The sequence below is a fragment of the Flavobacterium gelatinilyticum genome (assembly GCF_027111295.1).
GTDB classification, from domain to species: domain Bacteria; phylum Bacteroidota; class Bacteroidia; order Flavobacteriales; family Flavobacteriaceae; genus Flavobacterium; species Flavobacterium gelatinilyticum.
Map to the genome: position 1 here is coordinate 4727402 of NZ_CP114287.1, position 13434 is coordinate 4740835.

A 13434-nucleotide genomic window follows, 5' to 3' on the forward strand; every position below is an offset into this window, starting at 1 on the left:
TTTTTAGTTTTTTTGTTTCAGGTTTCAAGTTTCACGTTCCATTAACTTGAAACCTGAAACTTGAAACAAAAAGCTTCTAACTCTTAATCCAATTCTCTAAAATCCTTTTTCCTTCTGGTGTCAGAACGCTTTCCGGGTGAAACTGAACGCCTCTTACATCGTAATTTTTGTGTCTTAGGGACATAATCTGACCATTTTCGTCGATTGAAGTAGCTTCTAAAACGTCAGGCAGATTAGCATCGACAACCCAGGAATGGTATCTTCCAACTTCGAATTCGTTTCCTAGACCTTCAAACAAAATTTCGTCTGAAACGACTGTTTTTACGTTTGTAGCTACGCCGTGATATACTTTGTCAAGGTTTGAAAGTGTCCCGCCAAAAACTTCTCCAATGGCTTGCTGTCCTAAACAAACTCCAAGAATACTTTTCGTTGGACTGTATTTTTCGATTACAGCTTTTAATAAACCTGCTTCATCCGGAATTCCAGGTCCCGGAGAAAGTAATATTTTCTCGAAAGATGCAATTTCATCAATATCAAATTCGTCGTTTCTGTAAACAGTTACTTCGCAGTTTAAATCTTCTAAATAGTGCACTAAATTGTAAGTGAAACTATCGTAATTGTCTATAACTAAAATCTTTTTCATTTCTATTTTTGTTTCAAGTTTCAAGTTTTTTTGGTTTCACGTTCCAACAACTTGACCCGAGCGATAGCGAACTGGCGAAGCAAACCTGAAACGAAGAAAACCTGAAACTAAATTTTCTTATTTTTCTCGAACGTATTTCTCGATAATAACTCGATCTACGCCTAATTTTTCTATTTTTTCTACTCCTTTTTGAATTAATGTGTCGTTTTGCACTTTCACTACAAATTCAAATTTGTTGTTTTCCCAATCACGGTTGTTGAAGAATTCTAAGTTTTCTGTGTAAATACTGTCTTTTAAAGTATATTTTCCTCCTCCGGCGAAATACACCGCTGTTGTCGAATCTTTTCCGTTTTTTAAATCATGATTCAAAAAAGCAAAATGTGTATCATTAATAATCTTAATCATTTTTGTTTTTGAATTGAAAGTGGAAAAAGTGGAATCTTTTTCTATTGTTTCAGCTGATATAAGACGCCAGGTTCCTTCAATCGGGTTGTGCTTTTTTTCAGAATTGCAAGATGTCATCGTAATGATTAAAACTAAAATTGATACTGCTTTTTTCATGGGTTTATAGGTTGGTTGTTAATTGTTTTAGGTTTCAAGTTTCAAGTTTCAGGTTGTTTCACGTTTCAACCAACTTGACCCGAGCGATAGCGAACTGGCGAAGCAAACTTGAAACAAAACAAACTTGAAACTAAATTTGTTCTGCCATTTCCAGCGCGGTATTTAATGCTCTTAATTTGTTATAAACTTCCTGCATTTCACTTTCTTCATCAGAACTTGCTACGATTCCGGCTCCGGCCTGACAATGTAATTGATGATTTTTAGAAAGGAAAGTACGAATCATAATGGCGTGGTTAAAGTTTCCGTCAAAATCCATAACTCCAATGGCACCACCGTAGAAATTACGATTAGTTTTTTCATAGTCTTCGATCAATTGCATCGCTCTGTGTTTTGGAGCGCCGCTTAAAGTTCCGGCTGGGAAAGTATCAGCAACGACCTGCATTGTAGTTGCTTTGTCGTGTAGATGTCCTGTGACTTTTGAAACCAGGTGAATTACGTGAGAGAAAAACTGAACTTCTCTGTATTTTTCTACATTTACATCGTGTCCGTTGCGGCTTAAATCATTTCGGGCTAAATCGACAAGCATGACGTGTTCGCTGTTTTCTTTTTTATCTTCCGAAAGTTCTTTGGCTAAAAGTGCATCACGTTCGTCATTTCCGGTTCTTTTGAAAGTTCCGGCAATTGGGTGAATTTCGGCTTTTCTGTTTTTTACAATAATTTGTGCTTCGGGCGAAGAACCAAATATTTTGAAATCCCCGTAATCAAAAAAGAACAAATACGGAGAAGGATTAATGCTTCTTAAAGCTCTGTAAACATTAAATTCATCTCCTTTAAAGCCTTGTGTAAAACGTCGAGATAATACTAATTGAAATACATCTCCTCTAAAACAATGTTTTTTAGCCAAAGCTACATTGTGTTTGAATTCCTCATCGGTCAGGTTAGAGAAACCTTCGCCTTCTTTGGTGAATTTGTATAAAGCGATATTTCTTGACTGTAGTAATTGTTCAATTTCAGAGATATTGTTTCTTCCATCAACACTGTGGCAGAAAATATAGGCTTCGTTTTTGAAGTGGTTAATGGCAATGATGTTTTGGTAAACTGCATAAAACACATCCGGAATTGAAGTGGCATTGTCTTTTTTTGCAATAGATACCTTCTCGAAATAACGTACAGCATCATAAGAAATGTATCCGAATAGGCCGTTATTGATAAATTTAAAATCGTTTTTTTCCGATTTAAATTGATTTGAAAAATCCTGGATTACTTCTGGAATGTTTGTTGAAGCATCAATTTTAGTTTGTTCCGAAGTTCCGTCAGGAAAAGTTTTTGAGATTACTTCGTTTTCAATTTTAATTGTTGCGATAGGATTACAGCAGATATAAGAAAAACTGTTATCATTTCCGTGATAATCACTACTTTCAAGTAACAAACTATTTGGGAATTTATCTCTTATTTTAAAATAAATACTTACCGGCGTAATGGTGTCTGCCAGAATCTGCTTGTAATGTGTGTTGAGTATAAAAGGTTTCAAAGTGTGTTGTTTTTTAGTTTTTAATATATTTCTCTGCTAAAGTTTTGGCCAAAAAAAAGGGCTTGTCGTGATGACAAGCCCTTTATATTTATAGTTTAACAGTACCATAGGAAGCTTCGTTCACGACGTTTGACGTAAATTCTTCCACCACCAAGTATTGTTCATTAATGTTTTCATATCTGTTTTTGTTGAGACAAATATATAAATGTAATTTGAATTAGAATGCATAAATTTTCAAAAAAAACTTTTCTAAAACTTGAAATTTGTTACATTTTAATTTTAAATATTAGTTTAAAAGCTTAATTACCAATAGCTATAGTATTGTTTGAATTAGCTCTGAAATCTGGAGCTCCTTTAATGTTTGGAGTTACAAATAACTCTGAATTTTTCATTTTTGTGTATGAAATTCCTGAGTTCGGGTTGTAAAAATTCTGAATAGCTGTGTCTGAACTTGATGATTCGCTTGTAATTCCTCCGTTACAATTGTTAACTATAGTGTTTTTAAAACTCATTTTTGATAAGTTTTCATTTCCGCTTCCAATATTTCCTTCTAATAAAACAAAAGGCGAAAAACCAGCAACAATACTATTGCTTAAGTTGAAAAATGTATTTTCTCTTACATAAATAGATTCCCTAACCAATCCCTGATTGTTTTCTTCCAAATTTATTAAAGTGATATTTGAAGCATCAATTTTTGTCATTTTTTTGGTCATATCTGTATTTTGAATTTTATCATACGAATCTACTTCAAAACATCTTGATCCTGAGATATCTGACGAGAATGGATGACGAACAGCAATACTATTAGAAATGTTGATTTGTGCACCTTGTGTAAAATCAAAATCATCATCTGTTGTTCTGTATGATATTAAGTTACTCATATTTAAGTCGCCTCCATAACATTCAAAAGAATCATCATTTGAAAAACTGATTTGTATGTTGTTTAAAACTGTTTTTCTTCCTACTCCGGCTAAAGAAAGTCCATTTAACTCCTTAGAAGCACTTAATTTTCGTCCTGCATATTCAATTCTAACATATTTCAAAATTCCAGAATTGTCTTCAGGGTCTTGACCTCCATAATGATTTAAAGTTGGGTCTAAATCAAAAGGTAAAGTGTGAATGCCTCCTAAAGTATTTATAGGCGCTTTACCTAAAATAATAATGCCTCCCCAGTCGCCCGGCTTTCTATTGTTTTTTTCATTTTCTGATGTAAAAACAATTGGATCGGTTTCAAGACCTTCAGCCATAATTTTTGCTCCGTTTGTAATTACAAGAGTTCCGCAGGTTTTATCGTCACCTCGAATTACTGTTCCTGGTTCTATGGTTAAAGTGGCATTATTTGTAACATACACCACACCAACTAAATGATAAGTATTACGTTTTACTAATCGGGTATCTTTATCGATTGTTCCGGCAATTATGTTGGTTGCTTCATTATATTCATTTACGGCTGGTTTAAAATTGGTCCAGTTGTTCATCCAATTACTGGTGCCAATAATTCCTTTTACCTGTTGCTGGGCGTGTAAAAAAAATGTACTTAAAAGTGTAATAATTGTAACTTGTAATTTTGTTTTCATAACTATAATTTTAATTTCTAGTTTTTGATTTATATTTCCTTCAAAATTATAGGGCGAATGTTAATCAATACGAGGGTACTTGTTATGAAAGGGTTATATTAAAGTTAAGAATGTTATCTTTTTGAAAATTTTCTAAATAAAACAGCCCCGGCAGCAAGTGCTGTCGGGGCTGTTTTTGATGTAGGAATTAGTAAGCCTGAAATTAGAATTTAAGAGTTACAGCTAATTCGAAATCATCGCTGATAGTTTTGTCTCCTAAGTTTTCGAAGAAGTTACCAGAATTGTATTTAATATCGTATTTAGTTCTGTCAACTTTGAATGCAGTTGTAGCAGTGTTTCCGTTTACTGTGATATCAAAAGTTACCGGTTTAGTGATTCCTTTGATAGTTAAATCAGCAGTAACTGTGTAAACATCAGCAGATTTAGCACCAATTGTTTTGAAAACTAATTTAGAAGTTGGGTATTTGTCAGTTCCAAAGAAATCGTCAGCTTTTAAGTGACCGTTTAATTTACCTTGGTATTCTCCAGTTAAATCTGTAGCAGTTAATGAAGTCATATCAACTGTAAAGCTTCCTCCAGTTAATTTTTTTCCTTTGAAAACTACAGCACCTTCTTTAAAGTTTACAGTTCCTGAGTGCTCTCCTGTTACTTTTTTACCTACCCATTTAATAGTAGATGCTTTTACGTCGATTTTTTTAGTTTGTGCGTTTACTGTTAAACCAGCCGCTGCTACGAATAATGCTATTGCAATTGTTTTTAAATTTTTCATGTGTAAAAAAAATAATTTTGATTAATAATAATTATAGAGTGATAAATAATTCTTCTTGAGATTTTCTAACTTTTTTGTAATGCTGAGCGTCGTCCTCATCATGTCTGTATCCTACAGTTGCAATAACTGCAGCATTTAAGCCTAATTTATCGAAACCTAAGATTTCGTTGAAACTTGCTGCATTGAAACCTTCCATTGGTGTAGCATCGATTTTTAATTCAGCAGCAGCTCCTAATAAGTTTCCTAAAGCAATATAAGTTTGTTTTGCCGTCCATGTATTTTTTGCATCAGCCGCAAGACTTGCAATCTGACCTTTCATCATGTCGCTGAATCCGCCAAGAGCTTCTGCAGGAACGCCTCTTGTTTCACTGATATTAGCGATATATTTGTCTACAGAACCAGCGTCCAGATTTACATCATTTGCAAAAATGAACAGGTGAGAAGCATCTGTAATTTGAGTTTGTCCCCAGGCAACAGCTTTTAATTGCTCTCTTAATTCCGGATTTTCAACAATAACTACTTTGTAGGGTTGTAATCCGTAAGAAGAAGCACTTAATCTAACTGCTTCTTTTAAAGTGTTTAAATCTGCATCAGAGATTTTTTTTGTTGCATCAAATCTTTTTGTTGCATATCTCCAATTCTGACTTTCTAAAAATGTGCTCATAGCTTAATTTTTTTGAGTTCGGTATTTTTCTAATAATTTATTTAATAATTCTAATTCTTCCGGGCTTATATTCTCGGCAAATCTGCGTTCGTGCGCATCAATTTTCGGATCTAATTCTTTTAAAACATCCAGCCCTTTTTGTGTAATTAAAACTTCAATTTTTCGACGGTTGTCCGGACAGACATTTCTCGTTACGAATTCTTTCAATAATAATTTGTCTACTAATCGGGTAGTATTGCTCGTTTTAGCCAGCATACGTTCTTGTATGACACACATATTAGCAGGATTTCCTTTTTGTCCTCTTAATATACGCAGCACATTATATTGCTCTCCGGATAAATCATACGGTTTTATTAACTCGTTGAAATGATCCTGAATCACATTTTGTGTGTACATGATATTCAGAATAACTTTTTTCGCATTATCCATCTTAACTGTACTCTTAATAACTTCTTCAATTGTCATAGTCGTAAGTGTATAATTTGTATATACAAATGTATAACTTTTAATATTTGTATATACAAATGTTTTGTTAATTTTTTGTTAATACATGAATTGACATTTATAGCATTATAAAAGTATTGCTTTTACGAAGATTAAAATTAGCGTATTTTTGGTTTTAAATATCTGATATTTTGATATTTAACTTAAAGTTAATCTGGAAGGTTTTTATTTTGCGCTTTTAATTTGAAGTTGTGTTTTTGTAAGATAAATTTTTGAGCACGAATAGGATAGAACTTGATATTTATGCTGTTTTTGAGCTGATTAGGAGAATTTATCTGAATTCTGAAAGAAAAAATCCTTTAGAAATCGCTTTATAATCTGCAATTTCCTTAGTAATCCAATTTTCATCGTGTCCCAATTCTTTTGCAATTACTCTGGCTGTTTTTTCAGAAGCTTCAACTGCTGCTCTGGCATCCAAAAATAATAATCGGACGCGTCTTGCTAAAATATCATCGACAGTTCTGGCCATTTCATTACGAACCGCCCAAACTACTTCGGCCATTGTAAATTCATGATCAGGGTGCAGTTTTTCTTTTAATTCAGGTTCGTTTTCCTGCAATTCGAGTATTTTCGGAATATCAGAACCATATATATACAGGTGATTTTCTCTGTCAGTAGAAGTAGTTGGTTTATTTCCGTGAATAGCTAAATGTTCTGTAATACAAGGTTTATGAAGAAGTTTTCCTTTCGAGATGGCTTTGTCAATTATTTCTTCAGCCATTTTTCTGTACGTTGTCCATTTTCCTCCCGTGATTGTGATTAAGCCAGTTTCTGAAACAATAATTTTATGACTTCTTGAAACTTCTTTGGTACTTTTTCCTTCTTCTTTCGGCGCAGCTAAGGGACGCAATCCTGCAAAAACCGATAGGACATCGGCTCTTGTCGGCTTTTTTGCCAGGAATCGCTGTGCTGTTTCTAAAACGAATTGAATTTCGCTTTCTAATGCAATAGGTTCTAAACTTTGTTTTTTAATTAAAGTATCAGTAGTTCCTACAACAACGCGATTATGCCATGGAACGGCAAATAAAACTCTTCCGTCTTTTGTTTTCGGAATCATTAAAGCATGTTCGCCCGGAAGAAAGGATTTATCAAAAACCAAATGTATTCCCTGACTAGGAACGATATATTTTTTATAAACTTTATCGTTTAATTTCATAATGGCGTTTGTAAAAACTCCTGTTGCATTTATTACAACAGTACCTTTAATATCGTGAATCGTCCCAGTTTCCTGATCGATGGCATGAACGCCGATAATTTGATTTCTATCGTCTTTTAATAAATTGACAACCTTTACATAATTTAAAACACAGGCATCTTTTTCTACAGCAGTCTGAGCCAGATTTATAGCTAAACGAGAATCGTCAAATTGACCATCATGATAAATAACACCATTTACCAATCCGCTTTCTTCGACATTTGGAAGCATTTCGATCGTTTTCTTTTTTGAAAGATATTTAGAACTTCCCAAACTCAGAAAACCGGATAATAAATCGTAAACTTTTAATCCGATAGTATAAATAAAACTGCTGAACCAATTATAATTAGGAATAACAAAAGATTGATTTTTAACTAAGTGCCCGGCATTTTGAGCTAGTAATCCTCTTTCTTTTAAGGCTTCTCTTACCAAGTGTACATTTCCCTGCTCTAAATAACGTACGCCGCCATGAACTAATTTGGTACTTCTGCTTGAAGTTCCTTTGGCAAAATCTACGGCTTCAAATAAAACTGTTTTATAACCGCGGCTTGCAGCATCAACAGCTGTTCCGAGTCCGCTTGCTCCTCCGCCAATTATTATTACATCCCATTTTTCGGTATTTTGTAGTTTAGATAACTGTTCAGAGCGATTCATGCTGGCTTTTAGTATTTATTTTGCGGAAGTGCTGTTAAAAGCAAACTTAATGAAATGAAATTAAAAATTGGTGAAGAAAAGAAATGTGGTTTAATTTTGTTTCAAGTTTCAAGTTTCAGGTTGATTGACATTGAACATATTTAACCGCAAAGCACGCAAGGTTTTTTATAAATAAGACTTTTATAAAACGCAAAGTTCGCAAAGCTTTGTAATTAAAACTTTGCGAACTTTGCGTATGTCTTTGTGTGCTTTGCGGTTAAATCAACCAGAAACTTGAAACAAGCAAAACTTTGAAACAAATTCTTTTAATGAGGAAGTTTATCTTTAATCAAGCCATAAAACCAGGTTCCCGCAATCGCACTTACTAACGTCACAACAATTACAGTTGCTCCGGTACCAATCTGAGCGAAAAGCGGTCCCGGACATGCTCCGGTAATTGCCCATCCGAATCCGAATAATAACCCGCCATAGATTTGTCCTTTGTTGAAAGTCTTTGGCTGAATTTCGATTTTTTCGCCATCCAGAGTTTTAATGTTTAATTTTTTTATCAATTGCACTGATAGTAATCCAACAGCTACAGCGCATCCAATCACACCATACATGTGAAATGATTCAAGGTTGAACATTTCCTGAATACGGAACCAGCTGATAATTTCGGCTTTTACGAATACAATTCCGAAAAAGATACCCACGATTAAATATTTCAGTTTTCCAAATGCAGTTTCTTTTTTCTCGCTTGCGTTGATTCCTTCGCCGTCAATATTTTTATTTTCTAAACTCATTTTTAAAATTTTAAAGTGAAAGAATATAAGGTAAAATCAAAAGTGCCATGACAAAACCGCCAATCATAAAACAGATGGTAGCAACTAACGAAGGCCACTGTAAATTTGATAATCCCATAATCGCGTGCCCGCTCGTACAGCCTCCTGCATAACGGGTTCCAAAACCAACCAGAAAGCCGCCTATAACAATCATAATAAATCCGCGAAGCGTTAATAAACTTTCCCAGGAAAATAATTGTGCAGGAACTAAACCACTATGATCTGTGATTCCGTAAGTGGCTAATTTATCTGAGAGTTCAGGCGCAATTTCTACCGGATTTGGATTTGATAAGAAAGATGCAGCTATGAATCCGCCAAGAAATATTCCTAAAACGAAGAATAAATTCCAGCTTTCTTTTTTCCAGTCGTATTTAAAAAACGAAATATTCGCAGGAATACAAGCCGCACAAATATGACGCAACGAAGAACTAATCCCGAAAGATTTATTCCCAATAATTAATAAAATAGGAACAGTTAATCCAATTAACGGACCTGCAACGTACCAAGGCCAAGGTTCTTTAATGATTTCTAATATACTCATAATTAAAATTAAGTGTTTTGGGTTTTTACCATTAAGACATTAAGTTAATTAAGTTCGAAAGCTTAATTTTTCTTAACCTTCTTTGAAAAGTTTCATTAAGCACAAACACTTAATTAACTTAATGTCTTAATGGTGAAATTTATATTTATGCTTTCAGAACTTTACTTTGGCAAACAAAATCTGATTTTGGAATATTCGTTTTTGAAATCGCTCCAAAACCGCCTTCAACCTCAGAGAAATTTCTGAAACCTCTTGCCTGAAGGATAGAAGCGGCAATCATACTTCTGTAACCTCCTGCGCAATGTAAATAAAAATGTTCATTTGGGTTAATGTCTTTTACCCAGTCATTAATGTAAGCCAGAGGTTTACTGTAAGCATCTTCAATATGTTCTGCTTCGTATTCTGATTCTTTACGAATGTCGATTATTTTATCCTCTTTAATATTTACATCATTTGCAAATTGTTCAGCCGAAATTCGGTTAACAGAATCTGTTTCAAAACCAGCTTTTTCCCACGCTTCGAAACCACCTTCCAAATGTCCGATGATCGTGTCGAAACCTACACGGCTTAAACGCGTTACAGTTTCTTCTTCAAGACCAGCTTCAGTTACCAGTATGATAGGCTGTTTTACATCCCCGATTAAAGTCCCGACCCAAGGAGCGAAATCGCCGTTGATTCCAATATTAATCGACTGCGGAATAAAAGCTTTATAGAAATCACCGCTTTTTCTGGTGTCAAGAATCAAAGCTCCGGTTTCTTCGGCTACCGCTTCAAATTCTTCTGCTTTTATAGCTTTCATGCCGTTGTGCAAAACCGTTTCAAAACTTTCGTACCCTTGTTTGTTCATGGCAACGTTCATGCTGAAATAGGCTGGAGGAGGCAGTAAACCATCAGTAACTTCTTTGATGAATTCTTCTTCGGTCATATTGGCACGCAAAGCATAATTAGTAGCTTTTTGATTCCCAATAGTCGAAACGGTTTCTTTACTCATGTTTTTTCCGCAGGCACTTCCTGCCCCGTGAGCGGGATAAACGATTACGTCATCGGCAAGTGTCATGATCTTATCTCTTAAGGAATGAAATAAAATTCCCGCGAGTTGATCCTGAGTCATTCCGGAAGCTTTTTGAGCCAGATCCGGTCTTCCGACATCGCCAATAAATAAAGTATCTCCGGAGAAAATGGCGTGATCTTTTCCGTTTTCATCAATTAATAAAAAAGTGGCACTTTCCATAGTATGTCCCGGAGTGTGCAGTACTTTAATAGTTACTTTTCCAATTTTGAATTCCTGCCCGTCTTTTGCAGAAATGCAGTCAAATTCGCAGGAGGCATTGGGACCATAAATAATTGGTGCTCCGGTTTCTTTGCTTAAGTCAACATGGCCCGAAACGAAATCGGCATGGAAATGCGTTTCAAAAATATATTTCAGTTTTACCTGATCGCGTTCTAAACGATCCAGATAAGGCTGAATTTCTCTAAGCGGATCAATAATGGCCGCTTCGCCATTTGAAGTGATATAATATGCACCCTGAGCAAGGCATCCGGTGTAAATTTGTTCTATTTTCATGATAGGTATTGTAAAATAATGGGATACAAAGGTAACTTTGTTTTTTAAAAAAATAGGTGACTAATGTTACAGAAATTAGGTTTTTGTGTAAAAAAAATGGTAGTTTATCCATATAAGTAATATAAGTTCACTTAGATTCGGGTCTGCTTATATTTACTTTAATTTAGACAATATGAAGAACTTCTGCTGGTAATTACTTATATCATTTATATGGTAGAAAAAAATCTTTGTAATTTTGCATTTTCCTAAAAAACATCACCATGAATACAGAAGATTTATTGAATCAGATTGCTTTTATAAAAGAAATTGATAAAGTAAAATACATTCAGCGCAAAACCAAACTCTTTAACAGCGACAGATGCGAAAATGATGCCGAACACAGCTGGCATTTGGCTTTAATGGCCATTGTTCTGGCAGAACATTCGAATGAACCGATTGATGTTTTGAAAGTCGTAAAAATGGTTCTGATTCATGATATTGTAGAAATAGATGCAGGTGATGTTTTTATTTATGATACAGCAAAAAATCACTGCAATACCGATGAAGAAAGAATTGCCGCAAATCGAATCTTCGGTTTATTACCAAAAAAACAAGCAGAGGAAATGATTTCAATCTGGGAAGAATTTGAAGCCGGAGAAACCAGCGAAGCCAAATTTGCAAAATCAATGGACAGATTAGAACCTTTATTACAAAATACTTCGAACAACGGCGGTACCTGGAAAGAATTTGGGGTGAAATATGATAAAGTCTACGAAAAGAAAAGTGTCATAAAAGAAGGTTCAAAATCGATATGGAATTACGCTGAAGGTTTGATCAATGAAAGTGTAGAAAAAGGGATTTTAGAGAAATAGTTTTAAACCATATAAGTTATATAAGTAAATATAATTTTTTGTTTTTTTTAATCTTGTCAGATTTGCTCCCGCAAGGTTTTAGAAACCTTGTAGGAAGAATGAACTTATATAACTTATATGGTTTAAAATTTTAAAAAGAAACTTTTGTTTTAAGAGGCAATTCGGGTTGTAATGGTTAAATTTGTGGAACTTCATAAACAAATTACCACTTATGGAAGAAATGCTCTTTTATGACCGAATGCAGTTCGCATTCACCATTACTTTTCATTATCTTTTTCCACAGCTTACAATGGGTCTTTCGCTCATCATTGTGTACTTCAAGTGGAAATATCTCAAAACCAAAGACGAACAATACAACCACGCCACACATTTCTGGATGAAGATTTTTGCCCTCAATTTTGCAATGGGTGTGGTTACGGGAATCCCAATGGAATTTCAGTTTGGAACCAACTGGGCAAAATTCTCCGAATTAACCGGAGGAATCATCGGCCAGACACTCGCAATGGAAGGAATGTTTTCTTTCTTTCTCGAATCTTCTTTTCTTGGTTTATTTTTATTTGGAGAAAAACTTCTTGGACATAAATTACACTTTGTAACCGGATTATTAATCTGTATAGGTTCCTGGGCAAGTGGTTACCTAATTATCGCCACACATTCCTGGATGCAGAATCCTGTTGGTTACGAAATCTTAGAAAACGGAAAATTTGTACTGAATAATTTTCAGGCTCTATTCCTTAATCCGTGGCTTTGGCCTTCTTATCTTCATAATCAGGCTGCTTCTTTGGTAACCAGTTCGTTTGTTGTGGCGGGAATTGGCGCTTTCTATATTTTAAGTAATAAAAATGTTGGTTTTGGGAAATTGTTCCTAAAAACAGGCGTTATCTTCGGATTGATTTCGAGCGTTATTGTAGCTGTTCCAACGGGAGATTTACTGGCGAAAAATGTTGTAAAATACCAGCCCGTAACTTTTGCTGCGATGGAAGGAATTTTTCATACCGAAAAAAGAGGTTCTGAAATTGTCTTAATAGGCCAGCCCGATGTAAAAGACAAAAAACTGGACAATAAAATTGCCGTTCCCAACATCCTGAGTTTTCTTACTTACGGAAACTGGGATCAGGAAATTAAAGGTTTAGACCAGTTCGAAGAAGATCTTCACCCAACTAATATTTCCGGATTGTATTATGCGTATCATATTATGGTAGGACTCGGAACTGTTTTTATAGGTCTGATGGTGATTGCGCTTTTTCAGCTTATCAGAGGAAAATTGTTTCAAACCAAATGGATTTTATGGTCTTTGATGTTCATGATGCCGTTTCCTTACATTGCCAATACAACAGGCTGGTACACGGCCGAATTAGGAAGACAGCCCTGGTTAGTTTATAATTTATTACGAACTTCTGCAGGTGCTTCGCCAACGGTTTCATCAGGAAATACCTTGTTTACATTACTTGGTTTTATTGGTTTGTACCTTTTACTGGGAATGCTGTTTTTGCTTTTGGTTGGAAAAATTATCAATAAAGGACCGCATAATGTGGATCTTTCAACAGAAAAAATATAAG

13 protein-coding genes are annotated in these 13434 nt (G+C 34.8%); 2 read left to right on the plus strand and 11 right to left on the minus strand.

All coding sequences use genetic code 11. The features are described 5' to 3' along the window. Window positions 1-76 precede the first annotated feature (76 nt). The 11 genes from OZP11_RS20465 to OZP11_RS20515 form a co-directional block, all read right to left on the minus strand. Entirely contained in the window at window positions 77-643 is a 567-nt protein-coding gene (locus OZP11_RS20465) for an anthranilate synthase component II (protein ID WP_281232345.1), read from the minus strand. Window positions 644-760: 117 nt separating this feature from the next. After that, window positions 761-1204: a hypothetical protein gene (locus tag OZP11_RS20470; RefSeq protein WP_281232346.1), complete on the minus strand. Its 444-nt coding sequence runs from the start codon at window positions 1202-1204 to the stop codon at window positions 761-763. A 130-nt stretch (window positions 1205-1334) separates the two neighbouring features. Then, window positions 1335-2735 (minus strand): anthranilate synthase component I family protein, encoded by a 1401-nt coding sequence (locus tag OZP11_RS20475; protein WP_281232347.1) that lies wholly within the window; start codon window positions 2733-2735, stop codon window positions 1335-1337. A gap of 299 nt (window positions 2736-3034) precedes the next feature. After that, complete coding sequence (locus OZP11_RS20480; protein ID WP_281232348.1) at window positions 3035-4312, minus strand: hypothetical protein; 1278 nt, start codon at window positions 4310-4312, stop codon at window positions 3035-3037. Window positions 4313-4514: 202 nt separating this feature from the next. Further along, on the minus strand, window positions 4515-5081 hold the full coding sequence (locus tag OZP11_RS20485) for a YceI family protein (RefSeq protein ID WP_281232349.1): 567 nt from the start codon (window positions 5079-5081) through the stop codon (window positions 4515-4517). Window positions 5082-5112: 31 nt separating this feature from the next. Further along, complete coding sequence (locus OZP11_RS20490; RefSeq protein WP_281232350.1) at window positions 5113-5745, minus strand: NAD(P)H-dependent oxidoreductase; 633 nt, start codon at window positions 5743-5745, stop codon at window positions 5113-5115. A gap of 3 nt (window positions 5746-5748) precedes the next feature. Continuing rightward, window positions 5749-6210, minus strand: a complete 462-nt coding sequence (locus OZP11_RS20495; protein ID WP_281232351.1) for a MarR family winged helix-turn-helix transcriptional regulator — start codon at window positions 6208-6210, stop codon at window positions 5749-5751. A gap of 310 nt (window positions 6211-6520) precedes the next feature. Then, entirely contained in the window at window positions 6521-8098 is a 1578-nt protein-coding gene (locus tag OZP11_RS20500) for a glycerol-3-phosphate dehydrogenase/oxidase (RefSeq protein WP_281232352.1), read from the minus strand. A 305-nt stretch (window positions 8099-8403) separates the two neighbouring features. Beyond that, window positions 8404-8880 carry a DUF6691 family protein gene (locus OZP11_RS20505; RefSeq protein WP_281232353.1) on the minus strand — a complete coding sequence of 159 codons (477 nt, stop codon included), beginning with the start codon at window positions 8878-8880 and terminating at the stop codon, window positions 8404-8406. Between the two features lie 10 nt (window positions 8881-8890). After that, window positions 8891-9454, minus strand: coding sequence for a YeeE/YedE family protein (locus tag OZP11_RS20510; protein WP_281235552.1), 564 nt, complete (start codon window positions 9452-9454; stop codon window positions 8891-8893). Window positions 9455-9605: 151 nt separating this feature from the next. After that, on the minus strand, window positions 9606-11024 hold the full coding sequence (locus OZP11_RS20515; RefSeq protein ID WP_281232354.1) for an MBL fold metallo-hydrolase: 1419 nt from the start codon (window positions 11022-11024) through the stop codon (window positions 9606-9608). 260 nt (window positions 11025-11284) lie between these two features. On the opposite strand from OZP11_RS20515, the gene OZP11_RS20520 reads away from it, so the two are divergent. Together OZP11_RS20520 and OZP11_RS20525 are read left to right on the plus strand one after the other, a co-directional pair. Continuing rightward, window positions 11285-11875 (plus strand): HD domain-containing protein, encoded by a 591-nt coding sequence (locus OZP11_RS20520; protein ID WP_281232355.1) that lies wholly within the window; start codon window positions 11285-11287, stop codon window positions 11873-11875. 211 nt (window positions 11876-12086) lie between these two features. Further along, complete coding sequence (locus OZP11_RS20525) at window positions 12087-13433, plus strand: cytochrome ubiquinol oxidase subunit I (protein WP_281232356.1); 1347 nt, start codon at window positions 12087-12089, stop codon at window positions 13431-13433. Window position 13434 lies beyond the last annotated feature (1 nt).

Bases quoted from the DNA above. Each gene is read 5' to 3' on its own strand.
- OZP11_RS20500 (WP_281232352.1), bottom strand. From the start codon at position 8,098: ATGAATCGCTCTGAACAGTTATCTAAACTACAAAATACCGAAAAATGG.
- OZP11_RS20495 (WP_281232351.1), bottom strand. From the start codon at position 6,210: ATGACAATTGAAGAAGTTATTAAGAGTACAGTTAAGATGGATAATGCG.
- OZP11_RS20515 (WP_281232354.1), bottom strand. From the start codon at position 11,024: ATGAAAATAGAACAAATTTACACCGGATGCCTTGCTCAGGGTGCATAT.
- OZP11_RS20520 (WP_281232355.1), top strand. From the start codon at position 11,285: ATGAATACAGAAGATTTATTGAATCAGATTGCTTTTATAAAAGAAATT.
- OZP11_RS20465 (WP_281232345.1), bottom strand. From the start codon at position 643: ATGAAAAAGATTTTAGTTATAGACAATTACGATAGTTTCACTTACAAT.
- OZP11_RS20470 (WP_281232346.1), bottom strand. From the start codon at position 1,204: ATGAAAAAAGCAGTATCAATTTTAGTTTTAATCATTACGATGACATCT.
- OZP11_RS20525 (WP_281232356.1), top strand. From the start codon at position 12,087: ATGGAAGAAATGCTCTTTTATGACCGAATGCAGTTCGCATTCACCATT.
- OZP11_RS20490 (WP_281232350.1), bottom strand. From the start codon at position 5,745: ATGAGCACATTTTTAGAAAGTCAGAATTGGAGATATGCAACAAAAAGA.
- OZP11_RS20485 (WP_281232349.1), bottom strand. From the start codon at position 5,081: ATGAAAAATTTAAAAACAATTGCAATAGCATTATTCGTAGCAGCGGCT.
- OZP11_RS20505 (WP_281232353.1), bottom strand. From the start codon at position 8,880: ATGAGTTTAGAAAATAAAAATATTGACGGCGAAGGAATCAACGCAAGC.
- OZP11_RS20480 (WP_281232348.1), bottom strand. From the start codon at position 4,312: ATGAAAACAAAATTACAAGTTACAATTATTACACTTTTAAGTACATTT.